General features: G+C 71.9%; 28 protein-coding genes. 15 read left to right on the top strand and 13 right to left on the bottom strand.

The window, feature by feature from the left end; genetic code table 11:
- Positions 1–30: 30 nt before the first annotated feature.
- On the top strand, positions 31–2,367 hold the full coding sequence (locus tag MKK55_RS04315; RefSeq protein WP_243933472.1) for a TonB-dependent receptor family protein: 2,337 nt from the start codon (positions 31–33) through the stop codon (positions 2,365–2,367).
- 104 nt (positions 2,368–2,471) lie between these two features.
- On the opposite strand, the gene MKK55_RS04310 is transcribed toward MKK55_RS04315, so the two are convergent.
- The 9 genes from MKK55_RS04310 to MKK55_RS04270 form a co-directional block, all read right to left on the bottom strand.
- Positions 2,472–3,053: a peptidase S14 gene (locus tag MKK55_RS04310; protein WP_243933470.1), complete on the bottom strand. Its 582-nt coding sequence runs from the start codon at positions 3,051–3,053 to the stop codon at positions 2,472–2,474.
- 112 nt (positions 3,054–3,165) lie between these two features.
- Positions 3,166–3,876: a response regulator gene (locus MKK55_RS04305; RefSeq protein ID WP_147728118.1), complete on the bottom strand. Its 711-nt coding sequence runs from the start codon at positions 3,874–3,876 to the stop codon at positions 3,166–3,168.
- A complete protein-coding gene (locus MKK55_RS04300; RefSeq protein ID WP_243933469.1) occupies positions 3,873–6,608 on the bottom strand; it encodes a sensor histidine kinase in 2,736 nt (911 codons plus the stop codon). Before MKK55_RS04300 ends, MKK55_RS04305 begins: the two co-directional genes overlap by 4 nt.
- Before the next feature lie 44 nt (positions 6,609–6,652).
- Complete coding sequence (locus MKK55_RS04295) at positions 6,653–7,255, bottom strand: K(+)-transporting ATPase subunit C (RefSeq protein ID WP_147729400.1); 603 nt, start codon at positions 7,253–7,255, stop codon at positions 6,653–6,655.
- Positions 7,256–7,285: 30 nt separating this feature from the next.
- On the bottom strand, positions 7,286–9,376 hold the full coding sequence (gene kdpB, locus MKK55_RS04290) for a potassium-transporting ATPase subunit KdpB (RefSeq protein ID WP_243933468.1): 2,091 nt from the start codon (positions 9,374–9,376) through the stop codon (positions 7,286–7,288).
- 36 nt (positions 9,377–9,412) lie between these two features.
- Positions 9,413–9,628, bottom strand: coding sequence for a hypothetical protein (locus MKK55_RS04285; RefSeq protein ID WP_243933467.1), 216 nt, complete (start codon positions 9,626–9,628; stop codon positions 9,413–9,415).
- A gap of 3 nt (positions 9,629–9,631) precedes the next feature.
- Positions 9,632–11,347 carry a potassium-transporting ATPase subunit KdpA gene (kdpA, locus tag MKK55_RS04280; protein WP_243933466.1) on the bottom strand — a complete coding sequence of 572 codons (1,716 nt, stop codon included), beginning with the start codon at positions 11,345–11,347 and terminating at the stop codon, positions 9,632–9,634.
- Positions 11,348–11,361: 14 nt separating this feature from the next.
- A complete protein-coding gene (locus MKK55_RS04275) occupies positions 11,362–11,463 on the bottom strand; it encodes a K(+)-transporting ATPase subunit F (protein ID WP_210246746.1) in 102 nt (33 codons plus the stop codon).
- Positions 11,464–11,714: 251 nt separating this feature from the next.
- Positions 11,715–12,752 (bottom strand): acyltransferase, encoded by a 1,038-nt coding sequence (locus tag MKK55_RS04270; RefSeq protein ID WP_279595977.1) that lies wholly within the window; start codon positions 12,750–12,752, stop codon positions 11,715–11,717.
- Between the two features lie 304 nt (positions 12,753–13,056).
- On the opposite strand from MKK55_RS04270, the gene MKK55_RS04265 reads away from it, so the two are divergent.
- The 6 genes from MKK55_RS04265 (at position 13,057) to MKK55_RS04240 (ending at position 17,650) form a co-directional block, all read left to right on the top strand.
- Positions 13,057–13,485: a helix-turn-helix domain-containing protein gene (locus MKK55_RS04265; protein ID WP_147727688.1), complete on the top strand. Its 429-nt coding sequence runs from the start codon at positions 13,057–13,059 to the stop codon at positions 13,483–13,485.
- A 153-nt stretch (positions 13,486–13,638) separates the two neighbouring features.
- Entirely contained in the window at positions 13,639–14,046 is a 408-nt protein-coding gene (locus MKK55_RS04260; RefSeq protein ID WP_243933487.1) for a CHRD domain-containing protein, read from the top strand.
- 66 nt (positions 14,047–14,112) lie between these two features.
- Positions 14,113–14,451: a hypothetical protein gene (locus MKK55_RS04255; RefSeq protein ID WP_147843737.1), complete on the top strand. Its 339-nt coding sequence runs from the start codon at positions 14,113–14,115 to the stop codon at positions 14,449–14,451.
- Between the two features lie 111 nt (positions 14,452–14,562).
- Entirely contained in the window at positions 14,563–15,492 is a 930-nt protein-coding gene (locus tag MKK55_RS04250; RefSeq protein WP_243933464.1) for an aldo/keto reductase, read from the top strand.
- Complete coding sequence (locus tag MKK55_RS04245; RefSeq protein WP_147727692.1) at positions 15,482–16,222, top strand: NADPH-dependent F420 reductase; 741 nt, start codon at positions 15,482–15,484, stop codon at positions 16,220–16,222. The genes MKK55_RS04250 and MKK55_RS04245 overlap by 11 nt, the downstream gene beginning before the upstream one ends.
- A gap of 78 nt (positions 16,223–16,300) precedes the next feature.
- On the top strand, positions 16,301–17,650 hold the full coding sequence (locus MKK55_RS04240) for an NTP/NDP exchange transporter (RefSeq protein ID WP_243933463.1): 1,350 nt from the start codon (positions 16,301–16,303) through the stop codon (positions 17,648–17,650).
- Positions 17,651–17,665: 15 nt separating this feature from the next.
- Here the strand turns inward: MKK55_RS04240 and MKK55_RS04235 are convergent, their stop codons facing one another.
- On the bottom strand, positions 17,666–17,830 hold the full coding sequence (locus MKK55_RS04235) for a hypothetical protein (protein WP_187276682.1): 165 nt from the start codon (positions 17,828–17,830) through the stop codon (positions 17,666–17,668).
- Positions 17,831–18,027: 197 nt separating this feature from the next.
- On the opposite strand from MKK55_RS04235, the gene MKK55_RS04230 reads away from it, so the two are divergent.
- The 8 genes from MKK55_RS04230 to MKK55_RS04195 all read left to right on the top strand — a co-directional run bounded on the left by MKK55_RS04230 (position 18,028) and on the right by MKK55_RS04195 (position 22,720).
- Positions 18,028–18,477 (top strand): hypothetical protein, encoded by a 450-nt coding sequence (locus MKK55_RS04230; RefSeq protein ID WP_243933462.1) that lies wholly within the window; start codon positions 18,028–18,030, stop codon positions 18,475–18,477.
- Complete coding sequence (locus MKK55_RS04225; RefSeq protein ID WP_147727278.1) at positions 18,474–18,878, top strand: hypothetical protein; 405 nt, start codon at positions 18,474–18,476, stop codon at positions 18,876–18,878. Before MKK55_RS04230 ends, MKK55_RS04225 begins: the two co-directional genes overlap by 4 nt.
- 106 nt (positions 18,879–18,984) lie before the next feature.
- The gene (locus tag MKK55_RS04220) at positions 18,985–19,245 is read left to right on the top strand and encodes a hypothetical protein (protein ID WP_147859544.1); all 261 of its coding nucleotides are present in this window, start codon (positions 18,985–18,987) and stop codon (positions 19,243–19,245) included.
- A gap of 112 nt (positions 19,246–19,357) precedes the next feature.
- Positions 19,358–19,750, top strand: coding sequence for a DUF2934 domain-containing protein (locus tag MKK55_RS04215; RefSeq protein WP_243933460.1), 393 nt, complete (start codon positions 19,358–19,360; stop codon positions 19,748–19,750).
- A gap of 176 nt (positions 19,751–19,926) precedes the next feature.
- Positions 19,927–21,243, top strand: coding sequence for an AmpG family muropeptide MFS transporter (locus MKK55_RS04210; protein ID WP_243933458.1), 1,317 nt, complete (start codon positions 19,927–19,929; stop codon positions 21,241–21,243).
- A gap of 120 nt (positions 21,244–21,363) precedes the next feature.
- Complete coding sequence (locus tag MKK55_RS04205) at positions 21,364–21,654, top strand: hypothetical protein (RefSeq protein ID WP_147727282.1); 291 nt, start codon at positions 21,364–21,366, stop codon at positions 21,652–21,654.
- Between the two features lie 4 nt (positions 21,655–21,658).
- Positions 21,659–22,333: an HAD family hydrolase gene (locus tag MKK55_RS04200; protein ID WP_243933456.1), complete on the top strand. Its 675-nt coding sequence runs from the start codon at positions 21,659–21,661 to the stop codon at positions 22,331–22,333.
- A gap of 177 nt (positions 22,334–22,510) precedes the next feature.
- Positions 22,511–22,720, top strand: a complete 210-nt coding sequence (locus tag MKK55_RS04195) for a hypothetical protein (RefSeq protein WP_147843412.1) — start codon at positions 22,511–22,513, stop codon at positions 22,718–22,720.
- Positions 22,721–22,875: 155 nt separating this feature from the next.
- Here the strand turns inward: MKK55_RS04195 and MKK55_RS04190 are convergent, their stop codons facing one another.
- The 3 genes from MKK55_RS04190 to MKK55_RS04180 form a co-directional block, all read right to left on the bottom strand.
- Entirely contained in the window at positions 22,876–23,187 is a 312-nt protein-coding gene (locus MKK55_RS04190; RefSeq protein ID WP_243933454.1) for a hypothetical protein, read from the bottom strand.
- A gap of 127 nt (positions 23,188–23,314) precedes the next feature.
- A complete protein-coding gene (locus MKK55_RS04185) occupies positions 23,315–23,695 on the bottom strand; it encodes a DUF6481 family protein (RefSeq protein WP_147727286.1) in 381 nt (126 codons plus the stop codon).
- A 311-nt stretch (positions 23,696–24,006) separates the two neighbouring features.
- Positions 24,007–24,216: a cold-shock protein gene (locus MKK55_RS04180; RefSeq protein ID WP_018043862.1), complete on the bottom strand. Its 210-nt coding sequence runs from the start codon at positions 24,214–24,216 to the stop codon at positions 24,007–24,009.
- Positions 24,217–24,639 lie beyond the last annotated feature (423 nt).

Genomic DNA, 24,639 nt, shown 5'->3' with positions numbered 1-24,639 from the left:
GCCTGCCTCCCGATCAGACGAGCCCGCCCGATGCCCTTCCTGCCCAAGCTCCGGCTGCGCGCCGGCCTCCTCCTCCTGTCCGCCAGCCCGCTCGCCGTCGCGCAGGCGCAGGCGCAGGCACAGGCACAGGCACAGGCACAGGAGAGCGTCACGCTCTCCGAGCTCTCGGTGGTCGGCGAGCGCGACGGGCCGGCACCGGCGGCCGGCATTCCCTTCGGCGTCGCCGCGCCGCAGGGCTCGGCGCCCAGCGTCATCGAGCATCCGGTCGGGCAGGTCGTGACCGGGATCGGGCGGCGCGACACGATCGAGAACCGGCCGGCGACGAGCGTCGGCGCGGTGCTCGCCAACAGCCCCGGCGTCACCGTGCGCCAGGGCAACGGCGGGCGCGACGTGATCATCTCGATCCGCGGCAACAACGCCCGCTCCACCGGCGTGATCAAGAACACGGTGGTGCTGGAGGACGGCTTCGTCCTGACCCAGCCCGACGGCGCCGCGCGCTTCGACCTCGCCGACCCGCGGGCCTATTCCCGCATCGACGTGTTCCGCGGGCCGCAATCGGCCCTGTTCGGCAACTACGCCACGGGCGGCGCGCTGGCCTTCCGCACCCGCACCGGTCGCGAGATCGACGGCTACGAGATCGGCACCGATGCCGGCAGCTTCGGCTATCTCAGCACCTCCTTCACGGTCGGCGGCGTCAGCGGCCCGTTCGAGATCAGCCTGTTCTCCAGCGACGTGCGCGCCAACGGCTACCAGGACCATTCGTCCTACGACACGCAGACCATCGACCTGCTGGCGAGCTACACCCCGACGCCGGACAACCGCTTCACCCTCAAGGTGATCAACAACGACCTGCACGCGGACCTCGCCGCCCGGTCGTCGCTGGCCGAGTTCCGCACCAACCCCTATCAGCGCGGCTGCGCGGCGGCGGCGACCGCGGCGGCGGGCTGCTCGCTCACCAACCTCTTCGTCAACGGCGCCTACGGCCGAAGGGTCGGCGTCACCGCCGACGAGGCCGGCTTCGAGCGCAAGGACCGGCGCACGATCGTGGCGGCGCGCTACGAGCACGACATCGACGCCCAGACCACCTGGCGCACGCAACTCGGCTTCGACGAGCGCAATTTCAACCAGCCGTTCTACGCGACCGCGTCACGGGGCTCGTACCCGTCCTGGAACTTTCTCACCGACCTCACCCGGCGCTACGACCTGTTCGGCCTGCCGGCGGTCGGCTACGTGGCTTTGGCCTACAGCACCATCGACAACCGGATCTCGACCTACAACCGCGCGCCCTACGGCGGCCCGCGGCTGGGCGCGCTGATCGGCGACCAAGAGGCGGTGCAGTCGAACCTCGGCGGCCGCGCCCGCACCGAGGTCGCGCTCTCCGAGCAGTGGACGGGCGTCGTCGGCATCGGCGCCGAGACCACGTCGATCACCGGGCGCAGCCTCGCCTACGCCTACGCGGCCGCGGGCGCGACCACGACGATCGCGGACGCGAACCGCAGCTTCCTCAACGTCGCCCCGGAACTGGCGCTGGTCTACCGCCCGAGCGCCGAATGGGCGTTCCGCGGCCGCGTCGCCACCGGCTACACCACGCCGGCGGCGAGCAACCTGTTCGTGACCTCGGCGGGCCTGCCCGGCAACAACACCGGGCTGCAGACCCAGGAGAACCTCGGCTTCGACCTCGGCACCGACTGGACGCCGGTCGAGGGGCTGCGCCTCAGCGTCACCGGCTTCTACGAGATCTTCCGCAACGAGCTCGTCTCGCAATCGCCCGGGGCCGGCCTGCAGAGCTACACCTTCAACGCCCCGGCCTCGGAGCACCGCGGCCTCGAGGTCGGCGCCGACTGGGCCTTCGCGCCGGGCTGGCGCATCGTCGCCGCCTACACCTTCGACGACCAGGTCTACACCCGCTACGTCGAGCAGCTCAGCGCCGGAGCGCTGACCCGCCGCCTCGACCGCGCCGGCAACCGCATCCCCGGCGTGCCGGCCAACCAGCTGCTCGCCCGCGTCGGCTACGACGTCCCGGCCGGGCCGCTCACCGGGCTCGGCGCCTTCGTCGAGACCGTGTTCCAGGACGATTTCTACCTCGACAACGCCAACCAGCTGAAGGCGCCGGGCTACGCGATCGTCAACGCCAACGTCCACTACGCGACGGAACTCCCCGGCGGCTACGCCAAGCGCCTCACGCTCTACGCCGAGGTGCGCAACCTGTTCGACACGGTCTACGCCGCCTCGGCCCAGAACCTCGCCGACACGATCAGCGCGACGACCGGGCTGCAGAACGGCGCGGGCGTGCTCGCCGGCACCACCGGCTCGATCTATGCCGGCGCCCCGCGCAACCTCGTCGCCGGGATGAAGCTGGCGTTCTGATGCCGACCCTCGGTGAGCCCGGCTCATCGAGGTTCGGCCCCCGCGACCGCCGGACCTCATGGGTTCTCACCTACGAGGCTTGGCCTGAAGACTCGGCATGAGCCTCAGATCACCGCCTCGATCAGGCCGAGGGTGCGGGCCTCCTCGGCCTCGATGTACCAATTGTAGGGAGCCCGCTCGATCACCTGATCGAGGGTCACGCTCGAGCCCTCGACGAGGTTGGCGAAGCCCTCGTTCTGGATCGCGATCGAGCACTCGATCTCGTGGAGCGTCGCCTTCACCGTGGCGATGCAGGTGGTCAGCGGACCGTTGATCCGGAGCTCCTTGGCGAGCTTGCGCTCGTGGATCATCAGCCGCGTGCCGGGGGTGAGGTAGCGGTTCTGCCGGGTGAAGAAGCTCATGAAGGTGGTGCCGGCGGAGTAGATCGCCGCCTTGCCGAGGAAGGCGTAGCGGCATTGCGGGTTCATCGCGCTCTTGAAGCGGATGTCCTCGCCCATCATCCGCGCGACCTCCGGGTCGCCGCCGAGCGTGGTCAGCTCGACGACGACCAGCCCCTCGCACGGGGCCTTTCCGATCTGGGCCCGGAAGTGCCGGTACATGTCGTAATCCACCGTGCCGGCGAGCAGGACGGTCGGAGCCGCGAAGTCGGCGGCTTTCAGGGTCGTATCCGGGGTCGTGGTGTTCATGGGGCGGGGCGGCCTTGCGATGCGGACGGGTTTGCGATCCGAACGGGATCGCGGCCTGCACAACCCGCGCCGGACCTGTTCGTTCAGGAAAAGATCCGCATCGGGGACGCCGTCAGCGCGACAGCCCGTCGTCGGGCGCGCGCAGGCGGTAGCCGACGCCGGTCTCGGTGAGCAGCAGGCGCGGGCGCTCGGGATCGGCCTCCAGCTTCTGCCGGAGCTGGCGCATGTAGACCCGGAGGTATTGCGGGTCGGACGAGGCCGAGACCGCGCCCATCAGCTGGGCGTGGGTCAGCACCTTGCCGGCATGCTGCACCAGCACCCGCAGGAAGTCGTACTCGCGCGGCGTCAGCTTCACCTCGCGCCCCTCCACCCGGACGATGCGGCGCACGAGGTCGACGCTCAAGGGCCCGACCTGGAACAGCGGGCGCTGCCCTTCCGTCGCGAGCTGGTGGCGGAGCGCCGTGCGGATGCGGGCCAGCAGCTCGCCCATGCCGAAGGGCTTGGTGACGTAGTCGTCGGCCCCGAGGTCGAGCGCCTCGACCTTGCCGGTCTCGTCGTCGCGGCTCGACAGCACCACCACCGGCAGGGCGGGATGCGCCGCGCGGATCCGGGCGAGGAGGTCGTGCCCGCGCATGTCGGGCAGCCCGAGATCGAGGATCACGAGGTCCACCGTCTCGTGGCCGGACGCCTTGCGGCCCAGGGTCTCCAGGGCGGTGCGGCCGTCGGGCGCCTCCAGCACGGCGTAGCCCTGGGTCCCGAGCCCGGTGCGCAGCAGCCGCCGGATCGGCGGCTCGTCGTCGACGACGAGGATGTGCAGGGTCATGCCGCCCGATCCGAGGCGGTCCGCGCGGGCTCGGCGGGGACCGGCAGGGTGATGGTGAACACCGCGCCGGAGCGGTCGCGGCGGTTGGCGCCGACGACCGTGCCGGCCATCGCCTCGATGAAGCCGCGGGAGATCGGCAGGCCGAGGCCGGTTCCGGCCCGCACGCTGTCGGCCTTGGCGACGCGGTAGAACGTGTCGAACACCCGTTCCAGGTCGGCCTCCGGCAGGCCGCCGCCCTCGTCGAGGATCTCGATCCGCACCCGCATCCCGTCCCGCCGCCCGCGCAGGCGGATGGTCGACCCCTCGGGGGCGTACTTGCCGGCGTTGTCGAGGAGGTTGACCAGCACCTGCTCGAACAGCACCGGATCGAGCCGCAGCGGCGGCAGGCCGGGCGCGATCTCCACCACGACGCGGTGGCCGGACAGGATCGCCTCCAGGCGGCGCAAGGCCGTGTCGGCGATCTCGGCGACGTCGTGCAGCGCGACGTTGGGCACCACCGCGCCGGCCTCCAGGCGGGTCATGTCGAGGAGGTTGGCGATGAAGCGGTTGAGGCGCTCGGATTCCGCGATGACGGTCGCGAGGAGATCCGCCTTCGCGGGGGCGTCGAGGGCGTCGTCGAGGTCGCGCAGCGTCGTGGCCGCGCCGAGCACGGCGGCGAGCGGCGTGCGCAGGTCGTGCGAGATCGAGGTGAGCAGCGCCTGGCGCAGGCGGTCGGTCTCGGCCGCGCGCTCGGCCCGGTCGAGGTCCTCGACGAGGCGGACGCGCTCGATGGCCAGCGCGCCCTGGTCGGAGAGCGCGTCGAGGAGGCGCCGGCACTCCGGCGAGAGGATCGGCCCGGCCCGGTCGGCGTCGAGGCCGATGACGCCGAGCGTCCCCCGGCCGGTCCGCATCGGCAGGAACAGGCGCTTGGCGCCGGGCAGGGTGTCGGCGCCGCGGCCCGCCGCCCGGTCGTTGTCGAAGGCCCACTTGGCGGCGGCGAGGTCGGCCGCGTCGAGGGTGTCCTCCGGCGGGTAGCCGGCGCGCACCGCGATCGCGCCGGCCTCGGGCAGGAGCAGCACGACGCGGACGTCGAGGCTCGCGGCGATCTGGTAGGCGGTCGCCCACAGCACGTCGTCGAGGGTGCCGCAGCCGGCGAGCTTGCGGCTGAAGCCGTAGAGCCGCTCGCTCGCCACGGCCCGCGCCCGCGAGACCACCGCCTCCTGGCGGGTGCGCGCGGCGAGGTTCGAGACCAGCACGGCGACCAGCGTGAACAGGCAGAAGGCGGCGACGTTGGTCGGGTCGGCGATGGTGAAGGTGTAGAGCGGCGGCAGGAAGAAGAAGTTGTAGGCGAGCGAGGCCGCCACCACGGCGGCGAGCGAGGGCCCGAGGCCGAAGCGCACCGCCACGGCGACCACGGCGGTGAGCAGGACGAGGTCGGCGTTCTCGACGCCGAGCATCGGCTGCAGGGCGAGCGCGATCCCGAGGGCGCCCCCGACGGCCGCGAGCGCGACCGCGTAGGGCCAGGCCGAGCGGGACGGCTCCGCGGCCGTGCGCACGCTCTTCGGCCCGGCCGCGTCCCCGCCCTGCGCCTCCCCACTCTGCGCCTCGCCCGCGATGACGTGGACGCTGATCTGCCCTGAGCCGCGCACGAGGTCGTGCACCACCGAGCCGTTCAGGATCTCGAACAGCCGCGAGCGCTCGGACTTGCCCACCACGACGTGGTTGGCGTTGGCGCTCCGCGCATAGGCCAGGATGTCGTCGGCGATCCGCCGCGAGCCCGGCACGGTCGCCGCCTCGCCGCCGAGCCGGTCGGCCAGCCGCAAGGTGTCGGCGATGCGGTCGCGGGCGGCCTCCGACAGCGCCTGCGCCCGCGGCCCCTCGACCGAGAGCGCGGTCCAGGGCGCGTGCAGGCGGTCGGCCAGGCGCTTGGCGTAGCGCACCAGCCCGGCCGCGCGCGGATCCTCGCTGACGCAGACCAGCACCCGCTCGCCCGCGCCCCAGGGCCCGGGGATGGCGTTGGCCCGCATGTGGCTCAGGAGTTCGTCGTCGACCCGGTCGGCGGTGCGGCGGAGCGCCAGCTCGCGCAAGGCCGTGAGGTTGCCGCGGGAAAAGTAGTGCCGCAGCGCGCGGGCGGCGTTGCGGGGCAAGTAGACCTTGCCGTCCTCAAGACGCCGGATCAGGTCGTCGGGGTTGAGGTCGATCACCTCGATGTCGTCGGCCCGGTCGAGGATGCCGTCGGGCACGGTCTCGCGCACCCGGATGCGGGTGATCTGGGCGACGACGTCGTTCAGGCTCTCGACGTGCTGGATGTTGAGGGTGGTGTCGACGTCGATGCCGGCGTCGAGCAATTCCTCGACGTCCTGGTAGCGCTTCGGGTGGCGCGAGCCCGGCGCGTTGGTGTGGGCGAGCTCGTCGACCAGCGCCAGGGCCGGGCGCCGGGCCAGCAGCGCGTCGAGATCCATCTCGTCGAGGCGGGTGCCCTTGTAGGCGACGGCGCGGCGCGGGACGACCTCCAGCCCGGCGACGAGGCTTTCGGTCTCCGCGCGGCCATGGGTCTCGACCACGCCGACCACCACGTCGAGGCCGGCGCGGGCCTTGGCCTGGGCCGTGGTCAGCATCTCGTAGGTCTTGCCGACCCCCGGCGCGGCGCCGAGGAAGATCTTCAGCCGGCCGCGCGACCGGCTTTCGCGGCGCGCGGCTTCGAGCAGCGCGTCGGGGGAGGGGCGGGACGGGTCTCGGCTCGGCTCGGGCATCGGGGGCGCATCCTACCCGCAACGGGGCCCGAATGGGCCAGCGCCTATTTCGCCAGCCCGTCCAGCGCGAGGTTGAGCGCCAGCACGTTCACCCGCGGCTCGCCGAGGATGCCGAGCCAGCGACCGCGGACCTGCCCCTCGACGAGGTCGCGCACGGCCGGCTCGGGGAGCCCGCGCGCGGCCGCCACGCGCTTCACCTGGAACAGGGCGGCGGCGGGCGAGAGGTCCGGGTCGAGGCCCGAACCGCTCGTGGTCACGAGGTCGACCGGCACCGGCACGCCCGGGTTCTCGGCCTTCAGGCGGGCGAGGTCGGCGCCGACCCGCTCGGCGAGCGCCGCGCTCGTCGGGCCGAGGTTGGAGCCCGACGAGTTCGCGGCGTTGTAGGGCGCCGGCACGGTCTTGGCGGGGTCGGCCGGGTCGGCGGCGCTGGTCGCGGACGGCCGGCCCTGGAAGTAGCGCGCGCCGGCGAAGGCCTGGCCGATCAGGCTCGACCCGACGGGCTTGCCGTCGCGCAGGACGATCGAGCCGGCGGCCTGGCTCGGGAAGGCGAGGCCGGCGATCCCGGTCATCGCGAGCGGATAGGCGAGCCCGGTGAGCGCGGTCAGCGCGATCAGCAGGACGAGGGCGGGGCGAAGCTGGGTCAGCATGGCGGTGTCTCGTGACGCGAAGGGGGAGGATCAAGCGAGGCGGAGCGCGGTGACGGCGAGGTCGATCGCCTTGATGCCGACGAAGGGCACCAGGATTCCGCCCAGGCCGTAGACCGCCAGGTTCCGGCGCAGCAGCGCGCCGGCGCCGACCGCGCGGTAGGCCACGCCGCGCAGGGCCAGCGGGATCAGCGCGACGATGATCAACGCGTTGAAGATGATCGCCGACAGGATCGCGCTCTGGGGCGAGGCGAGCCCCATCACGTTCAGCGCCTGGAGCTGCGGATAGAGCCCGAGGAACATTGCCGGGATGATGGCGAAGTACTTCGCCACGTCGTTGGCGATCGAGAAGGTGGTCAGCGCGCCGCGCGTCATCAGCAGCTGCTTGCCGATGCCGACGATCTCGATGAGCTTGGTCGGGTCGGAATCGAGGTCGACCATGTTGCCGGCCTCGCGCGCCGCCACCGTGCCGGTGTTCATCGCGACGCCGACGTCGGCCTGGGCGAGGGCGGGGGCGTCGTTGGTGCCGTCGCCGCACATCGCGACGAGCTTGCCCTGCGCCTGCTCGCGGCGGATCAGCGCCAGCTTGTCCTCGGGGGTGGCCTGGGCGAGGAAGTCGTCGACGCCGGCCTCGGCGGCGATCGCGGCGGCGGTGACTGGGTTGTCGCCGGTGATCATCACCGTGCGGATGCCCATGCGGCGCAGCTCGGAGAAGCGCTCCCGGATGCCGCCCTTCACGATGTCCTTCAGCGTCACCACGCCGAGGAGGCGTCCGTCGCGGGCGACGGCGAGCGGCGTGCCGCCGGCCTTGGCGACGTCGTCGGCGATGGCGCGGACCTCCTCGACGCTCTCGGCCGAGGCGGTCGGCGCGTAGGCCAGGGCCGCGCTGGAGCCCCGGGTCGCGACCGGGCCGCCGCTCACCGCCGCGACGATCGAATCGACGGCGCCCTTTCGGATCTGCGAGCCGGCGAGGTCGACGCCGCTCATCCGGGTCTGTGCGGTGAACGGCACGAAGGTGGCGTCGAGGCTTGCCATGTCGCGGGCGCGGATCCCGTAGCTCTCCTTGGCCAGCACCACGATCGAGCGGCCCTCCGGCGTCTCGTCGGCGAGGGAGGCGAGCTGCGCCGCGTCGGCGAGCTCCTGCTCGGTGACGCCGCGGACGGGGCGGAACGCGGTGGCCTGACGGTTGCCCAGCGTGATCGTGCCGGTCTTGTCCAAGAGCAGCGTGTCGACGTCGCCGGCCGCCTCCACGGCGCGGCCCGACATGGCGAGCACGTTGAAGCGCACCAGCCGGTCCATGCCGGCGATGCCGATGGCCGAGAGCAGCGCGCCGATGGTGGTCGGGATCAGCGTCACGAACAGGGCGACCAGCACGATCAGCGGGATCGCGCCGCCGGCATAGGAGGCGAAGCTCGGGATCGAGGCGACGGCGAAGACGAAGATCAGGGTCAGGCCGGCGAGCAGGATGTTGAGCGCGATCTCGTTCGGGGTCTTCTGGCGGGCGGCGCCCTCGACGAGCGCGATCATCCGGTCGACGAAGGTCGAGCCGGCCGCGGCCGTGATCCGCACCCGGATCTCGTCGGAGAGCACCTGCGTGCCGCCGGTCACCGCCGAGCGGTCGCCGCCCGATTCGCGGATCACCGGGGCGGATTCGCCGGTGATCGCCGCCTCGTTGACCGAGGCGATGCCGAGGATCACCTCGCCGTCCGAGGGGATGATGTCGCCGGCCTCGACCAGCACCACGTCGCCGACCTTGAGGTCGTTGCCGGGGACGGTCTCGAAGGCGCGGCCCGCACCCGTCAGCCGCTTGGCCATGGTCTCGGTGCGGGTGCGCCGCAGGGAATCCGCCTGCGCCTTGCCGCGCCCCTCGGCGATCGCCTCGGCGAAGTTGGCGAACAGCACCGTGAACCAGAGCCACAGGATGATCTGCCCAGAGAAGGCGAGGTTCTCGGCGCCCGTCGCGGCGTCGCGGACGAACAGCACCGTGGTGAGCGCGGCGACGACCTCGACGACGAACATCACCGGGTTGCGCACCATGAGGCGCGGATCGAGCTTCCGCAGCGCGCCGAGGAGGGCCGGGCCGACGAGGGCGGCGCTGAGCAGGGTCTGGGAGGGGCGGGACATGGGGTTTCGTCCGGATGCGGGGGAGGGCCGGCGGGCTCAGTGTCCGAGCGCGCGGCCGAGGAGGGCGGCGCCGGCCATCAGGCCGAGGGCGCCGAGGAGGGTGAGGCTCAGCATCGCCAGGATCAGGTCGGAGACCCGGACCGGCGGGCGGCGCCCGGCGACGGCCGGGCGCGGGCGCTGCGCGCCCCGCTTGCGCCGCGGCAAGGGGCGGGGCGCTGTGCGGGGGGCGGCGTGGAGGAGGGTGCGGCCCACGGGTCAGCCCCCCGCGGCGAAGGTCTGGCCGAGGCCGCCGGCGAGGTGCTCGACGATCGGCCCCAGCGCCAGCGCCGGGAAGAAGGTCAGACCGCCGACGATGAGGATCACGCCGACGAGGAGCCCGACGAACAGGCCGCCGTCGGTGGGGAACGTTCCGGACGAGGCCGGCACGGTCTTCTTGGCGGCGAGCGCGCCGGCGATGGCGAGCGCCGGGACGATCACGAAGAACCGCCCGACCAGCATGCCGGCCGCCAGCGTGGTGTTGTAGAAGGTCGTGTTCGCCGTCAGGCCGCCGAAGGCCGAGCCGTTGTTGGCCGCCGCCGAGGTGAAGGCGTAGAGCATCTCGGAGAAGCCGTGCGGGCCGGCATTGGCGGGCCCCGCGAGCCCCGCGGCGACCACGGTGGCGAGCGCGGTGCCGCCGAGCATCATCAGCGGCAGGCAGAGGATGGCGAGCATCGCCATCTTCACCTCGCGCGCCTCGATCTTCTTGCCGAGGTATTCCGGCGTGCGCCCGACCATCAGCCCGGCGACGAAGATCGTGACGATGACGAAGACCAGCATGCCGTAGAGCCCGGCGCCGACGCCGCCGACGATGATCTCGCCGAGCTCCATGTTGATCAGCGGGATCATGCCGCCGAGCGCGGTGAACGAGTCGTGCATGGCGTTGACCGCGCCGCAGGAGGCGGCGGTGGTGACGACGGCAAACAGCGCCGAGGCCACGATCCCGAACCGGATCTCCTTGCCCTCCATGTTGCCGCCGGGAAGCCCGAGCGCGTTCAGGACCGGGCTGCCGGCGGCTTCGGCGCCGTAGGTGACCGCGATCCCGGCCCCGAACAGCACGGCCATCGCGGCCAGGATCGCCCAGCCCTGACGCTCGTCGCCGACGCTGCGGCCGAACAGGTTGGTGAGCGCGGCGCCGATCGCGAAGATCGAGACCATCTGCACGAAGTTCGACAGCGCGGTCGGGTTCTCGAACGGGTGGGCGGCGTTAGCGTTGAAGAAGCCGCCGCCGTTGGTGCCGAGCATCTTGATCGCGACCTGGCTCGCCACCGGCCCGACCGCGATGGTCTGGGGCGCGCCCTCGAGCGTCGTCGCCGCGACGGCGCCGCCGAAGGTCTGCGGGATGCCCTGCCAGACCAGGAACAGCGTGAACACGACGCAGAGCGGCAGCAGCAGGTAGAGGGTGCAGCGGGTGAGATCGACCCAGAACGAGCCCACCGTCCGCGCCGAGGCCCGCGAGAATCCCCGGACGAGGGCGACGGCCAGGGCGATGCCGGTCGCGGCCGACAGGAAGTTCTGGTGGGTCAGCCCCAGCATCTGCGACAGGTACGAGAGCGTGGTCTCACCGCCGTAGGACTGCCAGTTGGTGTTGGTGACGAAGCTCGCCGCGGTGTTGAAGGCGAGGTCCGGCGCCACGGCGCCCTGCCCGTCCGGGTTCAGCGGCAGGGCCGCCTGCAGCCGCAGCAGGCCGTAGAGCAGCACGAAGCCGGCCGCGTGGAAGACGAGCATCGCGGTGGCGTAGGCGAGCCAGTGCTGCTCGTGGGTCCGGTCGATGCCGGCCAGGCGATAGAGCCCGCGCTCGATCGGCTTGAGCACGGGCGAGAGCAACGTCCGCTCGCCCGCGAACACGCGGGTCATGTAGCCGCCGAGGGGGCGCACGAGCGCCAGCACGACCGCGCAGAAGAGCGCGATCTGGATCCAGCCGTTCACGGTCATGGGCTTGGTGTCCTTCAGAACCGCTCGGGGCGGACGAGGGCGTAGGCGAGGTAGGCGAGGAGGCCGACCGTCACGAGGGCGCCGAGGGTCAGGTCGAGAGACAGGCCGTAGGGCATGGCGGGGCCCTCACAGGCGCGCGCACAGGCCGGCATAGCCGACCGCGAGGGCGAAGAAGGCGAGGCCTCCGGCGAGGAAGACGAGGTCGAGCATGGCGGGCGTCCGGACGAGGAGCCGGCAACGCGGTCGTGGGCCGACCGGTCCGCTTCGACCGATCCGCCCCGGCGACCTGCTTGCCGTGATCGTCAGAGTGGCCGGACGCGCCGTAGGAATGCGAGAGGGAGGCGGCGCCGAATCCATAAGGATCCCATCAGGATCGGGCCGGCTCGGCGGTGTCGGGCACGGACGACCGCGTCCGGTCGAAGGCGCGGCGGATCGCGCGCTGTCCCGGCGTCTCGACGGCGTAGCGGATCACGGTCGCGAGCCCGACCGAGGCGAGGACGGCCGCGAGGATCGCCGATCCGGACGACCATCCGCCGGCCTCCAGCGCCCGGATGATCGCGTAGCCGAGGATCTGGTGGACGAGGTAGAGCGGGTAGGAGATCGCCCCGAGGAAAACCAGGAGCGCGCAGCCGAGCCAGGGCAGCCGCCCGGTCGCGGCGGCGAGGACCGTGCCGGCAAAGCCGAGCACGAGCAGGACATAGAAGCCCGTCCCGACGCCGCCGTAGTCGACGGCGGGCCCGAGGGCGGTGAAGCCGAACGCGGCGGCGAGCGCCCCGAGGCCGAGGGGGGTCAGCGCGCCCGCCGCGAGGCGCGCGAGCATCGCCCCGATCACGAACAGCAGCGCGAAGGGAAGGTTGAGGAGCACGACCACCTGCAGCGTCCGGACCGGAAGGACCAGCGTGCCGACGAACGCCGCGGCGAGCCATCCGGCGCAGATCCGCTCCAGGCGCAGCCCGGGATCGGTCGCCGGGCCCCTATGGATCAGGGCGAGGGCGGCGAGGGCGGCGAGGGCGTAGAAGGCGACCTCGTAGGTCAGCGTCCAGTGGGACGGATCGATCGGCGGCACCCGGATCAGCGAACTGAGCATCGTCAGACCCGCGAGGGCCGCGCCCGGCGTGATCCCCACGGGATTCGGGCCGCCGAGGGCGAAGATCCCCAGCGTGACCCCCGAGCAGACGAGGAAGGCGGGATACAGCCGCGCGACCCGCCGCACGGCGTAGTCTCCGAGGGACGGCGTCCGCCCGAGCGTACCGGCAATCACGAAACCGCTCAGGATGAAGAACAGCTCGACGCCGAAATGCCCGGCGGCGAAGCTCGGAACGCGGTCGACATGCGGCCCGATGCGGCCTTCGTAGCTGAAGAGGTAATGGTGCAGCATCACCATCGTTGCGGCGAGACCACGCAGGGCGTCGATGGATCAGATTCGGCCGATGGGGCGGACGGGGGTGTTGCCCGAATCAATCGACATACTTTAGGTACGTTTTCCGCAACGCGTTCCCGTCACGCCATGACAGCGCGGTTGCCTTAAGAAACGTTGACCCCTGCCGTGCGGGATACCGGCCATTCGAAAAAAGCGTGGCTGCACCGTTGGAAAGGTATAGATTGATACCACGATTACAGTGCTCCTCTTGATTGTATTCCGAGAGCGCCGGTTACACCGCACATCCGGGCATCCCGCCCGACAGCACGAACCCTGTGAGGCCAGCCCCATGACGACCGCGGAACAGAAGAAGCCGACCGATGCCGACCACACCGTCGGCAACCGCATCGCGGTGCTTCGGGCCGCCCGCGGGATCAGCCAGACCGCCCTGGGCCAGGCGCTGGGGGTGAGCTTCCAGCAGGTCCAGAAGTACGAGAAGGGCCGCAACCGCGTCGGCGCCGGCCGCCTGCAGACGATCGCCGACCATCTCGGCGTCCCGGTCTCGACCTTCTTCGAGAGCGAGCCCGGCGAGGCCCGCAGCTTCGAGGACGGCACGAGCCTGCCCTTCCTCGGCATCGCCGGCGCCGCGGAGCTGCTGAAGGCCTACGCCGCGATCGCCGACCTGCAGATGCGCCGCGACGTCCTGGCGATGGTGAAGTCCGCCGCCCGGATCGCCCGCGCCAGCACGCCCGACGCGTCCGCTTCCGACATCGCCTGACACGCGGGCCGACGCCACGGCGCCGGCCGCACGCGACAACGTGATCGCCGGGCGCTCCGATGCGCCTATCTTCCCGGATGCGAGCCACGCCGGCTTGCCGAAAGGGAGGATCCGATAATCCGCACCGTCCGCGGCGGCTTCGCCGCATTGGCGCTGTCCGCCTTCGCGCTGTCCGCGACCGTCTCCGGGGCGTCGGCAGCCGAAGGCCTGGCGTACCGGGCTGCGCTGAAGGCAGGCTCGGAAGTGCCCGCCAACGATAGCAAGGGCACCGGCGAGATCTCGGCGACCTACGATCCGGCGAGCAAGACGCTGACCTGGAAGGGCAGCTACAATGGGCTGACCGGGCCCGTGACGGCCGCGCATTTCCACGGTCCGGCCGAGGCCGGCGCCAATGCCGGCGTGCTGATCCCGGTGACCGCCGCCGCCAGCCCGTTCGAGGGCTCGGCCACGATCGACGACGCCAAGGCGGCCGACCTCGTCGCGGGCAAGATCTACGTCAACCTCCACACCGCCGCGAACCCGAAGGGCGAGATCCGCGGGCAGGTGGTGCGCGCGCCGTAGGCCTTTTCCGGGCCGCGCGCTTTCTGTAGGCCGCTCGCCGGGGGACGGCATGCGGAGGCTCGGTCGGTGAAGCAATCGGACGCCATCATCGCCTGGACGCCGGCGCGCTGGGCGGAGCTGCGCCCGGACACCGCCGGCCAGGTCGCGGTGCTGCCCCTCCCCGACACGGAGGGCGCGGCCAAGCGCTTCCTAATGCGCGGCGGGGCCGGCTCCTCGGCCCTCCAAGCCCTGACGGGGGAGGCGCGCATCGCCCGCCTGTTCATCGACTTCCAGACCCTGGTGGTGCGCGACGGCCTCGACCCGCAGGCGGTGCACCGGGCGTTCCTCGCCATCGACGAGTACCGGTTCCGCATCGCCCCCGACACGGAGGGCGCGGAGTTCGAGGATCCGCCGGAAGAGGATTGATCGCAGAGCCGCCCGAACGGCTCGCGGAGTCACAATCGAGAAAAGGCGGGCGCTTACTCACGGTTGCCCTAGTTGAGTCCCGGCACGCCTTGCGCCACGGAGCCTTCCGCGATGCCTCTCGCAGCCTCTCCCGCACCCAGCCGCCTGTCCCGCCGCGCGCTGATCGCCGCCGCCGGGCTGCTACCCTTGGCCCAAACCCTCGCGGCGGAGGAGGCGCTGATCCGCCGGCCGATCCCGTCGACGGGCGAGCTGCTGCCGGTGGTCGGCATCGGCACCTCGCGCCGCTACGAGGTCGCGCCGACGCCCGAGGCCGTCGCGCCGCTGCGGGCGGCGGTGGAGCGCTTCGTGGCGCTCGGCGGATCGGTGATCGACACCGCCCCGAGCTACGGCACGGCGGAGGACGTGCTCGGCCTCATCCTCCCGGACGGGGCCCTGCGCGAGAAGGTGTTCCTGGCGAGCAAGGTGGACACCACCGGCCGCGAGGCGACGCGCGCCGAGTTCGAGCGCTCGCTGGCGCGGATGAAGGTCGCGCGGATCGATCTGCTGGCCGTGCACAACCTGATCGACGCGACCGAGAACCTCGCGGTGCTGCGCGACCTCAAGGCCGAGAAGCGGATCCGCTACCTCGGCGTCACGGTCTGGCGCGACGGGCAGTTCGACGGGCTGGAGCGGGTGATGCGCGGCGAGCCCCTCGACGCGATCCAGGTCAACTACGCGATCGACAACCGCGAGGCCGCCGAGCGCATCCTGCCGCTCGCCGCCGACCGGGGGCAGGCGGTGATGGTCAACGTGCCGTTCGGGCGCGACCGCCTGTTCAAGGCGGTCCAGGGCAAGGCGGTGCCGGACTTCGCCAAGGGCTTCGGCTGCGAGACCTGGCCGCAATTCTTCCTGAAATACGTCCTCGGCCACCCGGCCGTGACCTGCCCGATCCCCGGCATGGCGAAGGTCGCCTACGTCGAGGACAACCTCGCCGCAGCCCGCGGGCGCCTGCCCGATGCGGCCGAGCGGAAACGGATGGAGGCCTTCATCGATGCGCTCTGACCTTTTGGGACTTTCCCGTCGTGCCGCGCTCATCGCCGGCCTCGCATGCCTCGCGTTTCCGGCGATGGCGCAGGAAGCATCCAAGAAAATCCGGATCGGCGTGATCGGCTCGGGCAACATCGGCGGCACGATCGGGAGCCTCTGGGTCAAGGACGGGCACGAGGTGATGTTCTCCTCCCGCCATCCCGAGACCCTGAAGGCCCTGATCGAGGCCCTCGGGAGCAAGGCCAAGGCCGGCACGCCCGAGGAGGCGATCGCCTTCGGCGACGCGGTGCTCGTGGCGGTGCCGTACAAGGCCTATCCGGAGCTCTCGACATCCTACGCCGCCGCGCTCAAGGGCAAGGTCGTGCTCGATGCCGGCAACGCCACCAAGGCGCGCGACGGCGAGCTCTACGACGAGGTCCAGGCCAACGGCATCGGCGCCACCTCGGAGAAGTACTTCCCCGGCGCCAGGCTCGTCCGGGCGTTCAACGCCGCCAACTACAAGGTCTTCGCCAAGGAGGGCGCCAACGGCGGGGCCGACCGGGCCGGCGGCCGCATGGCGATCCCGATCGCCGGCGACGACGCCAGCGCCCTCAAGGTCGCCGAGGGCCTCGTGCACGATGCCGGCTTCGACCCGGTGGTGGTCGGCGGCCTGAAGGACGCGAGCAAGTTCGCCATGGGCTCGCCGGGCTTCGGCCACGAGAAGACCGCGCCGGAGCTGCGCAAGACCCTCGGGCTGACGCCGTGACGATGGCCACCGGGCAACTCCCTCTCCCCTCTGCGGGGGAGGGCGCGTCGGAGCCGGTCCTTGCAACAAGTTGACCCGATGAATCACGCAACGCCGCCGAGCGAGGCCGCGCCTTCGAACGCCCTCGCGCGCCTGATCGGCGTCCGGCCCGGAGAGGGGCCGGCCCTGGCCTGGTCCTGGGCCTACATCTTCTCGATCCTGGCCGCCTACTACGTGCTGCGGCCGATCCGCGACCAGATGGGCGTGGCCGGCGGCATCGAGAACCTGCCCTGGCTGTTCACGGCGACGCTGGTCGGGATGCTGGCGCTGAACCTGCCCTTCGCCTGGCTGGTCAAGCGCATGCCGCGCGCGCGCTTCGTGCCGCTGACCTACCGGTTCTTCGGCGCCAACATCCTTTTGTTCGCGCTGGCGCTCTACCTCGCCCCGCCGGACTGGGACGTGTGGATCGGGCGGGTGTTCTTCGTCTGGCTCTCGATCTTCAACCTGTTCGTGGTGTCGATCTTCTGGGCGACCATCGTCGACGTATTCTCGACGAGCCAGGGCAAGCGCCTGTTCGGCTTCATCGCGGCCGGCGCGACGCTCGGGGCGATCGCCGGCTCGGCGACGACCGCGCTGCTCGCCAAGACCGTGCCGACCTGGGGCCTGATGCTCGGCGCGGTCGCGCTGCTCGAATGCGCCGTGTTCAGCATGCGCGGGCTCGCCCGCCTGTCGGAGCGGCTGCGGCGAGCGCCGTCCGGCGGGCCGGAGCAGGGGACGGGACAGGTGATCGGCGGCAGCGTGTTCGCCGGCGTCACCCGGACGTTCGCCTCGCCCTACCTCCTGAACATCTCGCTGTTCCTGCTGCTGTTCTCGGTGACCTCGACCTACCTGTATTTCCAGCAGGCGGCGATCGCCAAGGCGAGCTTCCCCGACCGGGCGGCGCAGACGGCGTTCTTCGCCGGCGTCGACCTGGCGGTGAACGTGCTGACGCTGGGGGTGCAGTTCTTCCTCACCGGGCGGATCGTGCGCCGGATCGGCGTCGGGCTCACCCTGGCGATCCTGCCCGCGCTGAGCATCCTCGGCTTCGGGCTGCTGGCGCTGGCGCCGTCCATCGCTGCCATCGTCGGCTTCCAGGTGCTGCGGCGGGCAGGCAACTTCGCGATCAGCCGGCCGATCCGCGAGGTGCTGTTCACGGTGGTGCCGCGGGAGGACCGCTACAAGGCCAAGAGCTTCATCGACACGGTGGTCTACCGCCTGGGCGACCAGGCCGGCGCGTGGTCCTATGCCGGCCTCGGGGCGCTCGGGTTCGGCGCGGCGGCGGCCTCGGTGGTGGCGGTGCCGCTCTCGGCGGCCTGGCTCGTCAACAGCCTATGGCTCGGGCGGGCGCAGGAGCGGCGCCACCGCGCCGCGCGGGCGGCCGAAGCCCTCGGCTACGCCGACGGGATCTGAGGACCGGCCGGCGGCTCAGCGGCGGCGGGCGCGCACCCGGACCGGCCGCAGGACGGGCGCGCCCGCGTGGCGGTCGCCGAGCGCCCGGCCGACGAGGCCCGCGACGCCGATCGCCGCGCATCCGGCGAGCGCCGCGGCGACGCCCTGGCCGAGCCATTCGACAAACCCGAGGATCGCCATGCAACAGCCCTCCGAATCCTGCTCCAGGCTGAGCGCCCGACGGTTAACGAAAGGTTAATGCGCCGACGCCGCATCCCCGCCTCACAGCCGCCGCCCCGGGACGGGATCTGTCCGGCACCGCAACCGTTAAGCCGACGTTAACCCTGGCGCTTCGATGGAGCGTCGGACGCGACCGGCCTAGGGGAGGTCTCGAAGGCATGACCTGCTGGTCCGATTCGCGGCCCGTCCTGTGGCTCGCCCCGGCGCTCGCCTTCGTGAGCCTGCCCCTTATGATCGGGCCCCTTGCGATCGGTCCCCTTGCGATCGGGCCCGCCTCGGCGCAGGAACCGCTCTTCCTGCGCATCCGCCCCTCGGATGCGCCTCCGCCCGCGATCGGCTCCGGCGGGGTCGATCCGGAGATTGCGGCGGCGCGGGCGGCGCGCGAGGCGGTGTGGGAGCGCAGCACCGTCCGCGCGAACATCGCGATCGCCTCGGTCTGCACCGGCTGCCTCGGACGGCCGCCGGCGCCGACGCCCCTGCGGCCGGACCGGCCGCGGCCCGCCACCCCGCCGGAGAGCGCGCGCGCCGCGCTCGCTCCGGCCGAGCCTTCCCCCGACGCGGCCGCCGGCCCCGCCGCGGACCCGACATCGACCCGAGGTGATCCATGACCCAAGCCCATCCGACCAGCGGCGCCGAGCCCGATGCCGCCTGCCCGGTCTCCCTGGAACTGCTCGGCGAGGTCTACCGGGCCGACGAGTACGACTTCCCCGAGATCGTCGCCGGCATCGCGCCGCTGAAGCGGGCACAGCTCGCCGCCTACCTCTACGGCAAGAGCCACATGCACCAGCTCGGCCTGAAGGTGGCCCGCGCCTGCGAGCGCGAGGACCTGATCCGGGTCGCCGGCGAGGTCGGATCGGTGATCCACGGGCAGGCGCACCTCAAGCCCGCGCCCGCCCCCGTCCCGGTGGTCGAGGCCGGCGCGCCCAAGCCGAAGAAGGTCAGCCTCGGCGGGCCTGCCAAGAAGATCAGCCTCGGCGGCTCGGCCGCCAAGGGCCGCAGCTTCGACTGAAGCCCCTCTTTCTCGTCGGGCCGAATACGGCACCGGTGCCGCGCGGAGGGAGCCCGCGGCGCGCCGGTGCCGCTCGTCGCGCGCGCCTCGCCTGGAGTGTCAACGCATGTACGGTTCTTGGTTCAAGCTCGGGATGGACGCCACGATGCTGGCGTTCGAATCGCAGCAGGTGATCGGCATGCGGCTGATGATGCTCTCGGCGGGCGGGGCCGTCGGCCAGGCCGAGGCGCAGCGCATGGTGACCGAGAAGGTCGTGGCGGCGGGCGAAGCCGCGCTGATGATGGCGTCCGGCGCCTCGACCGCCAAGGTCATCGCCGGCTACCGGCGCAAGGTCCGGGCGAACGCGCTCCGCCTGTCGAAGCGCTGACGACCCCGCGCCGGCGCACGGATTCGCGCCGGCTTCGCACCGCAACACCCGTTAACCCTGCCTTAACCACCGGCTTTCATCGTTTCCCCGGGACAGCAACGGGAGACGAGACATGGACCTGATCGAGCACCGGGTGCGCGAGCGCGCCTACTACATCTGGGAGGACGAAGGCCGCATCCACGGCCGGGCGGACGCCCACTGGCTGCGCGCCGAAGCCGAGATCGCCGCGCCCGCGCCGATCCTGACGATCGAGGCCGTCGCCGAGACCAGCCTCGCCCCGAGCCCGGCCAAGACCCTGAAGCCCCGCGCCAGCCGCGCCAAGGCCATTGCGAAGCCCGCCGAGGCCGCCGCGAAGCCTGCCGCCAAGACCGCTGCCGCCAAGCCGGCCCCGAAGGCCGCCGCGTCCAAGATCGCGGCCCCCAAGGCTCCGAAGGCGCTCGCGGCCGCCAGCCTCGCCGCCAAGCCGAAAGCCGCCCGCGCCACGACCGGCGCCAGCCTGCACTGAGCCGCCGCCGAGGCCTCGAAACGGCAAGAGCCCGCCCCTCGACCGAGGGGCGGGCTCTTGCCGTTTCGAGGACCCGCTCGGCCCCTTCCCGGATGGCCCCGGATGCGGGATACGCCGATCCTGCAGGCGCGAGGGACGGATCCCCGAATCTCCGTAAGCCAGGGGTTGTGGTTCGCATGCCAGACGCCGTGAGCGGGGCCGACGCGCCCGCATCCGCCAAGCCGTCGGTCCTGACCCACCTCGCGGATCGCCGCATCGTGGCGATGCTCGGGCTCGGCTTCAGCTCCGGGCTTCCGTTCCTGCTGGTCTACGTCACGCAGTCGGCGTGGCTGTCGGAGGCGAAGGTGCCGATCGGCATCCTCGGGCTGCTGAGCGAGCTGACGCTGGCCTACAAGTTCAAGTTCCTCTGGGCGCCGTTCCTCGACCGCTACGACGCCCCGATCCTCGGGCGCTGGCTCGGGCGGCGGCGCGGCTGGATCGTGGCGACGCAGCTCGGCGTGGCGCTGACGCTCGCCGGCATCGCCTTCGGCGACCCGGCCGACTTCCTCGCCTGGACGGTGGTGTTCTCGCTGGCGCTGGGATTCGCCGGTGCGACGCAGGACGTGGTGATCGACGGCTGGCGCATCACCGCGGCGCCGCCCGAGCGGCAGGCGCTGATGTCGTCCTTCGCCGAGGTCGGCTGGCGGGTCGGCAACCTCGCGGCGGGCGCCGGGGCGCTCTACCTCGCCGACGCCTACGGCTGGCGCGCCGCCTACCTGTGCATGGCCGTGCTGATGGCGCCCGGGATGATCGCGGCCCTGATCGCCCCCGAGCCGGAACCCGCCCGGCCCGCGACGCACGAGCGCGCCGGCTTCGTCGAGACCGTGGTCGCGCCGATCCGCGAGCTGGTGACGCGGCTCGGGCCGATGGCGGTGCCGATCCTCGTGATGGTCGCGGGCTTCCGCATGCCCGGCTACGTGTCGAGCGCGATGGCGATGCCGCTGTTCAAGAGCCTGCACTACTCCAACACCGACATCGCCACGGTGACCAAGCTGTTCGGCTTCGGCGTCGCGCTGGCCGGCACGTTCCTGGCGAGCTTCGTCGTGCCGCGGATCGGGATCCTCGCGAGCCTCGTCGCGGGCACCGTGTTCGGCTCGGCCTCGCACCTCGCGCTCGCCTACCTCGCGATCCACGGCGGTGACGGGGGAGCGGCGTTCTGGACCTTCGCGATCGCCGTCAGCGTCGACAGCTTCGCCTACGCCTTCGCCTCGATCGTGCTGATCACCTACATGTCGTCGCTGGCCGCGAGCGAGCACGCCGCCAGCCAGTACGCGCTGCTGACCTCGCTGTGCGCGCTCCCCGGCAGCCTGCTGGCCGGCGCCTCCGGCTTCATCATCGCCGATGTCGGCTTCGCCTGGTTCTTCGTCGGCACGGCGCTGATCGGCGTGCCGGTGGCGCTCCTGTGCGCCTATGTCTGGCACGTCCATCCGCGGACGGAGGCGCCGGCGGCGTGAGTCCGCGACGAGGGCCGTGGAACGGCGGCGAAGCTGTGCCGTTGTCCGACGAGAACCCTGCACCGACCGGCCGGGATACGCGCGCGCCCCGCGCGCCGCCCTTTCCGACACGAGGACCCGATGACGCTCCGCACAGCCGGCCTTCTGCTCGCCCTGCTCGCCGTCCCGGCCGCCGCGCAGGCGCAGGTCTATCGCGACCGCGCGCCTGCAGGGCCGCTCGGCGAGACCGTGCCGATCACCGTCGGCGGCCGCGCGCCCTGGCAGCCGGCCTGGGCCTACGATTCCGGCGGCGACAACGACCGGCGTCCGGAGCTGCCCTATTACCAGCAGGGCCGCGGCCAGCAGACCGGCGGCCCCACGCGCAACCTGCTGCCCGACGACGGCCTGCGCCTCGTTCCGATCCCGCGCTGAGCCGATGAAAGCCGCGATCTTCGACATCGACGGGACGCTGCTCGACAGCGTCGACCTTCACGCGGACGCCTGGGTCGAGGCCTTCCGCCACTTCGGCGTCGAGACCGACGTCGCCAAGGTCCGCAGCCAGATCGGCAAGGGCGGCGACGAGCTGATGCCGGTCTTCCTGTCGGAGGCGCAGCTGCGCGACCAGGGCGAGGCGATCGAGGCCTACCGCTCCGACCTGTTCAAGCGCGCCTACCGCGACCGGGTGAAGCCGTTCCCGGGCGTGCGCGCCCTGTTCGAGCGGATCCGCGCCGACGGCACGACGATCGCGCTGGCCTCCTCGGGCAAGCGCAGCGAGGTCGAGCACTACCAGGACGTGCTCGGCATCGCGGACCTCGTCGACGCGGCGACGAGCTCGGACGACGCCGAGCGCTCGAAGCCCCATCCCGACATCTTCGAGGCGGCGCTGAAGCGGCTCGAAGGCATCGACCCCGCCGAGATCGTGGTCCTGGGCGACACGCCCTACGATGCGCAGGCCGCCGGCAAGGCCGGGCTCGCCACCGTCGGCCTGCTGTGCGGCGGGTTCCCCGAAACCGACCTGAAGGCGGCCGGCTGCATCGCGATCTATCGCAGCCCGCAGCACCTGCTCGAAGACTTCGAATCCTCGCCGCTGGCAAAGGGCAAGACGATCTGACATCGAATCCGGTGCGCGCCCGCAATTGTCCCCGCAATCCTGGCATGCGTGTGGCCCGGATGCGACGCGGTCTCGCGCCGGCTACGGACAACGCAGGATAAGACTGGCGCGGGTGGCGCGAAAGGCGTAGCCACCCCGCCGGAACTTCCTGGGATCCTTCTAAGGACGGGGCGGATCATGCGTCAGACGGCCGAGACCAGCGTACAGACCTGGAATCCCTGCAGCGACAGGCCTCTCCACGAGCGGATCGCGGAGGCGGTCCAGAGCCGCGCCACGCCGATCAGCCAGCTCCTGCGCCTGATGTCGGCCCTCGACGCCGAGGGCAACGCCAACGAGAACCTGCGGCTTCAGCTGCGTGCCCGCATCGGCGCGCCGCTCAGCGCCTGAGGCCGACCCGCCCCGATGGGGGCCCGGCGTCGACGACGGTCCCGGCGATGCGCCCGCCGCCGGGGTGAGTCGGAGCAGGACGGCTGCCGGCGCCTCCCCGCATCTCGGCGCGACGCATCGACCGACCCGCAGGCCGTCGTCCTGACTTCAGCTCCTCAAGGCTGAACCCAGAGGCAGGCCGGCTCGCCCTTAACCGCAAGGCATTCGAACGGCGCGCCGCCGATCATCGCGCGGTGCTCGACCGCGCCGACGTCGGCGCGCCGGATCGCCTTGCAGCCGGGCCGGGTGCCGGCCTGGGCGAGGGCGGCGGCGCGGTCGGGGGCGGCGGTCGTAAGGAGGCGGAGCGACACGAGGGTATCGCAGGCCGCGACCCGATCGTCCGGCTGCGCGAGCGCGGGGGTGACGAGCATCGCGGCCAGCCCGATGCCGGCCCGGCACGCACGCCGTCGGAAATGCCGCTCGTTCATATTTCCCTCGGCGGTCTGCGGACAGGCGGGACGGCCGCGCGAGGCGCGAAGGTCCGGAAGAAACGGCAACGCCGTCCGCGGCGGGCGGACGGCGCTGTCTGACGGCCGATGCGACGCAGCGTCCGCGTCAGCGCTTGGTCTTCACCTTGGCCTTGCGGGCGGCATAGCGGGCGTCGCGGAGTTCCTTCTTCGCGGCGAGCTCGGCGGCCTTGCGCTCCTGCAACGCCGCGGCCTCGGCGGCCTCGCGGGCGATCTGGGCGGCGAGCTCGGCCTCCTCGCGGGCGCGCTTCTCTTCCGCGGCCTGCTTCTCGGCGGCGATGCGGGCGGCTTCGCGCTCGCGGAGACGGGTCTCGCGGGCCTGGACGAGCTCGGCCCGGGCCTTGGCCTTGGCGATCATCTCGGGGTCGTCGGCCGGGGGGCGCGCCTTGAACTTGGCGAGCAGGGCAGCCTTGGCGGCTGCGGAATTCTGGCGGCGGTCGTCGAAATTACGATAGTCGAATGCGCTCATCTGACCTTTCTCGTACGGTGTCTCACTTCGGGTTTCGGGAGCGTCCGCGACGGATCAATCCGCGGGACGGGGCCGGGGGAACGGGCCCTTCAGCAAATCGGATTCGGCAAGCCTGATTCCGCCTCGCGGCGAATCGAAAAAGCCAATGACCGACGGATGGGCGGCGTGCAACCTGAGCTGCATTCGGAAATCGCCGCGATGGGTGACAATCGTCGTCGCGCCGTCGCAAATCCAGGGACAGATGCGGATATGCCGCAGCGGGACGATCGACGCCCCCGGACCGCTCCGTCCGGAGGCGTCGCTGTCGCGGATCAGGCCGCCTGGAGGTTTCCGGCCGACTGCTTGCCGGTGCGCCGGTCGTTCTCGATCTCGTAGGAGAGCTTCTGGCCCTCGATCAGGTTGCGCATGCCGGCGCGCTCGACGGCGGAGATGTGGACGAACACGTCCTTGCCGCCGTCATCCGGCTGGATGAAGCCGTAACCCTTGGTCTCGTTGAACCATTTCACGGTGCCCGTGCTCATGGCGCCTACCTCCGTCGTATCGATGTGTTGAGCCTGCCGGCCCGAGCGGCTGTCCACGCGCGGGGGTGGGCGAAGCAGGTTGGATGTCGAGATGGAATGTCAGTCGAAGCGACGCCCTTGCAAGTGGCTAAAGGGACAGCGGGCGGAGCAACCCGGCGGCGGCCGGCAAGCATCGACGCACGCTGGAGTTAGGTCGCGGCCTGCCGTCTGACAAGAGTCCGGCCGACAGTCCCGGCGCCGCCCCCTGCGAAGGCCGCCGAAGGTTGCCGCAGCCGGCCCGGCCGTCTAGGTTCGGCCCGGTGCGCGATGGGGTCCGGACGGAGGGTCCGGCGCCCGATCACCTCGGATCCGGCTCGGGCGGGGGACCACCGGCAGCGACCTTCCTTAAGGCCTGCTCCGGCATGATCGGCATCGCGATGAGGG

The sequence above is a fragment of the Methylobacterium sp. J-059 genome (assembly GCF_022829485.1).
Classification (GTDB): Bacteria; Pseudomonadota; Alphaproteobacteria; order Rhizobiales; family Beijerinckiaceae; genus Methylobacterium.
The sequence above is the reverse complement of the archived record's forward strand: the minus strand, read 5'-3'. Positions and strand labels throughout refer to the sequence as shown.

Excerpts from the sequence above, each read along its gene's own strand:
- MKK55_RS04315 (WP_243933472.1), top strand. The coding sequence starts at position 31 with ATGCCCTTCCTGCCCAAGCTCCGGCTGCGCGCCGGCCTCCTCCTCCTG.
- MKK55_RS04310 (WP_243933470.1), bottom strand. The coding sequence starts at position 3,053 with ATGAACACCACGACCCCGGATACGACCCTGAAAGCCGCCGACTTCGCG.
- MKK55_RS04305 (WP_147728118.1), bottom strand. The coding sequence starts at position 3,876 with ATGACCCTGCACATCCTCGTCGTCGACGACGAGCCGCCGATCCGGCGG.
- MKK55_RS04300 (WP_243933469.1), bottom strand. The coding sequence starts at position 6,608 with ATGCCCGAGCCGAGCCGAGACCCGTCCCGCCCCTCCCCCGACGCGCTG.
- MKK55_RS04295 (WP_147729400.1), bottom strand. The coding sequence starts at position 7,255 with ATGCTGACCCAGCTTCGCCCCGCCCTCGTCCTGCTGATCGCGCTGACC.
- kdpB (WP_243933468.1), bottom strand. The coding sequence starts at position 9,376 with ATGTCCCGCCCCTCCCAGACCCTGCTCAGCGCCGCCCTCGTCGGCCCG.
- kdpA (WP_243933466.1), bottom strand. The coding sequence starts at position 11,347 with ATGACCGTGAACGGCTGGATCCAGATCGCGCTCTTCTGCGCGGTCGTG.
- MKK55_RS04275 (WP_210246746.1), bottom strand. The coding sequence starts at position 11,463 with ATGCCCTACGGCCTGTCTCTCGACCTGACCCTCGGCGCCCTCGTGACG.
- MKK55_RS04265 (WP_147727688.1), top strand. The coding sequence starts at position 13,057 with ATGACGACCGCGGAACAGAAGAAGCCGACCGATGCCGACCACACCGTC.
- MKK55_RS04250 (WP_243933464.1), top strand. The coding sequence starts at position 14,563 with ATGCCTCTCGCAGCCTCTCCCGCACCCAGCCGCCTGTCCCGCCGCGCG.
- MKK55_RS04245 (WP_147727692.1), top strand. The coding sequence starts at position 15,482 with ATGCGCTCTGACCTTTTGGGACTTTCCCGTCGTGCCGCGCTCATCGCC.
- MKK55_RS04240 (WP_243933463.1), top strand. The coding sequence starts at position 16,301 with ATGAATCACGCAACGCCGCCGAGCGAGGCCGCGCCTTCGAACGCCCTC.
- MKK55_RS04235 (WP_187276682.1), bottom strand. The coding sequence starts at position 17,830 with ATGGCGATCCTCGGGTTTGTCGAATGGCTCGGCCAGGGCGTCGCCGCG.
- MKK55_RS04230 (WP_243933462.1), top strand. The coding sequence starts at position 18,028 with ATGACCTGCTGGTCCGATTCGCGGCCCGTCCTGTGGCTCGCCCCGGCG.
- MKK55_RS04225 (WP_147727278.1), top strand. The coding sequence starts at position 18,474 with ATGACCCAAGCCCATCCGACCAGCGGCGCCGAGCCCGATGCCGCCTGC.
- MKK55_RS04220 (WP_147859544.1), top strand. The coding sequence starts at position 18,985 with ATGTACGGTTCTTGGTTCAAGCTCGGGATGGACGCCACGATGCTGGCG.
- MKK55_RS04215 (WP_243933460.1), top strand. The coding sequence starts at position 19,358 with ATGGACCTGATCGAGCACCGGGTGCGCGAGCGCGCCTACTACATCTGG.
- MKK55_RS04210 (WP_243933458.1), top strand. The coding sequence starts at position 19,927 with ATGCCAGACGCCGTGAGCGGGGCCGACGCGCCCGCATCCGCCAAGCCG.
- MKK55_RS04205 (WP_147727282.1), top strand. The coding sequence starts at position 21,364 with ATGACGCTCCGCACAGCCGGCCTTCTGCTCGCCCTGCTCGCCGTCCCG.
- MKK55_RS04200 (WP_243933456.1), top strand. The coding sequence starts at position 21,659 with ATGAAAGCCGCGATCTTCGACATCGACGGGACGCTGCTCGACAGCGTC.
- MKK55_RS04195 (WP_147843412.1), top strand. The coding sequence starts at position 22,511 with ATGCGTCAGACGGCCGAGACCAGCGTACAGACCTGGAATCCCTGCAGC.
- MKK55_RS04190 (WP_243933454.1), bottom strand. The coding sequence starts at position 23,187 with ATGAACGAGCGGCATTTCCGACGGCGTGCGTGCCGGGCCGGCATCGGG.
- MKK55_RS04185 (WP_147727286.1), bottom strand. The coding sequence starts at position 23,695 with ATGAGCGCATTCGACTATCGTAATTTCGACGACCGCCGCCAGAATTCC.
- MKK55_RS04180 (WP_018043862.1), bottom strand. The coding sequence starts at position 24,216 with ATGAGCACGGGCACCGTGAAATGGTTCAACGAGACCAAGGGTTACGGC.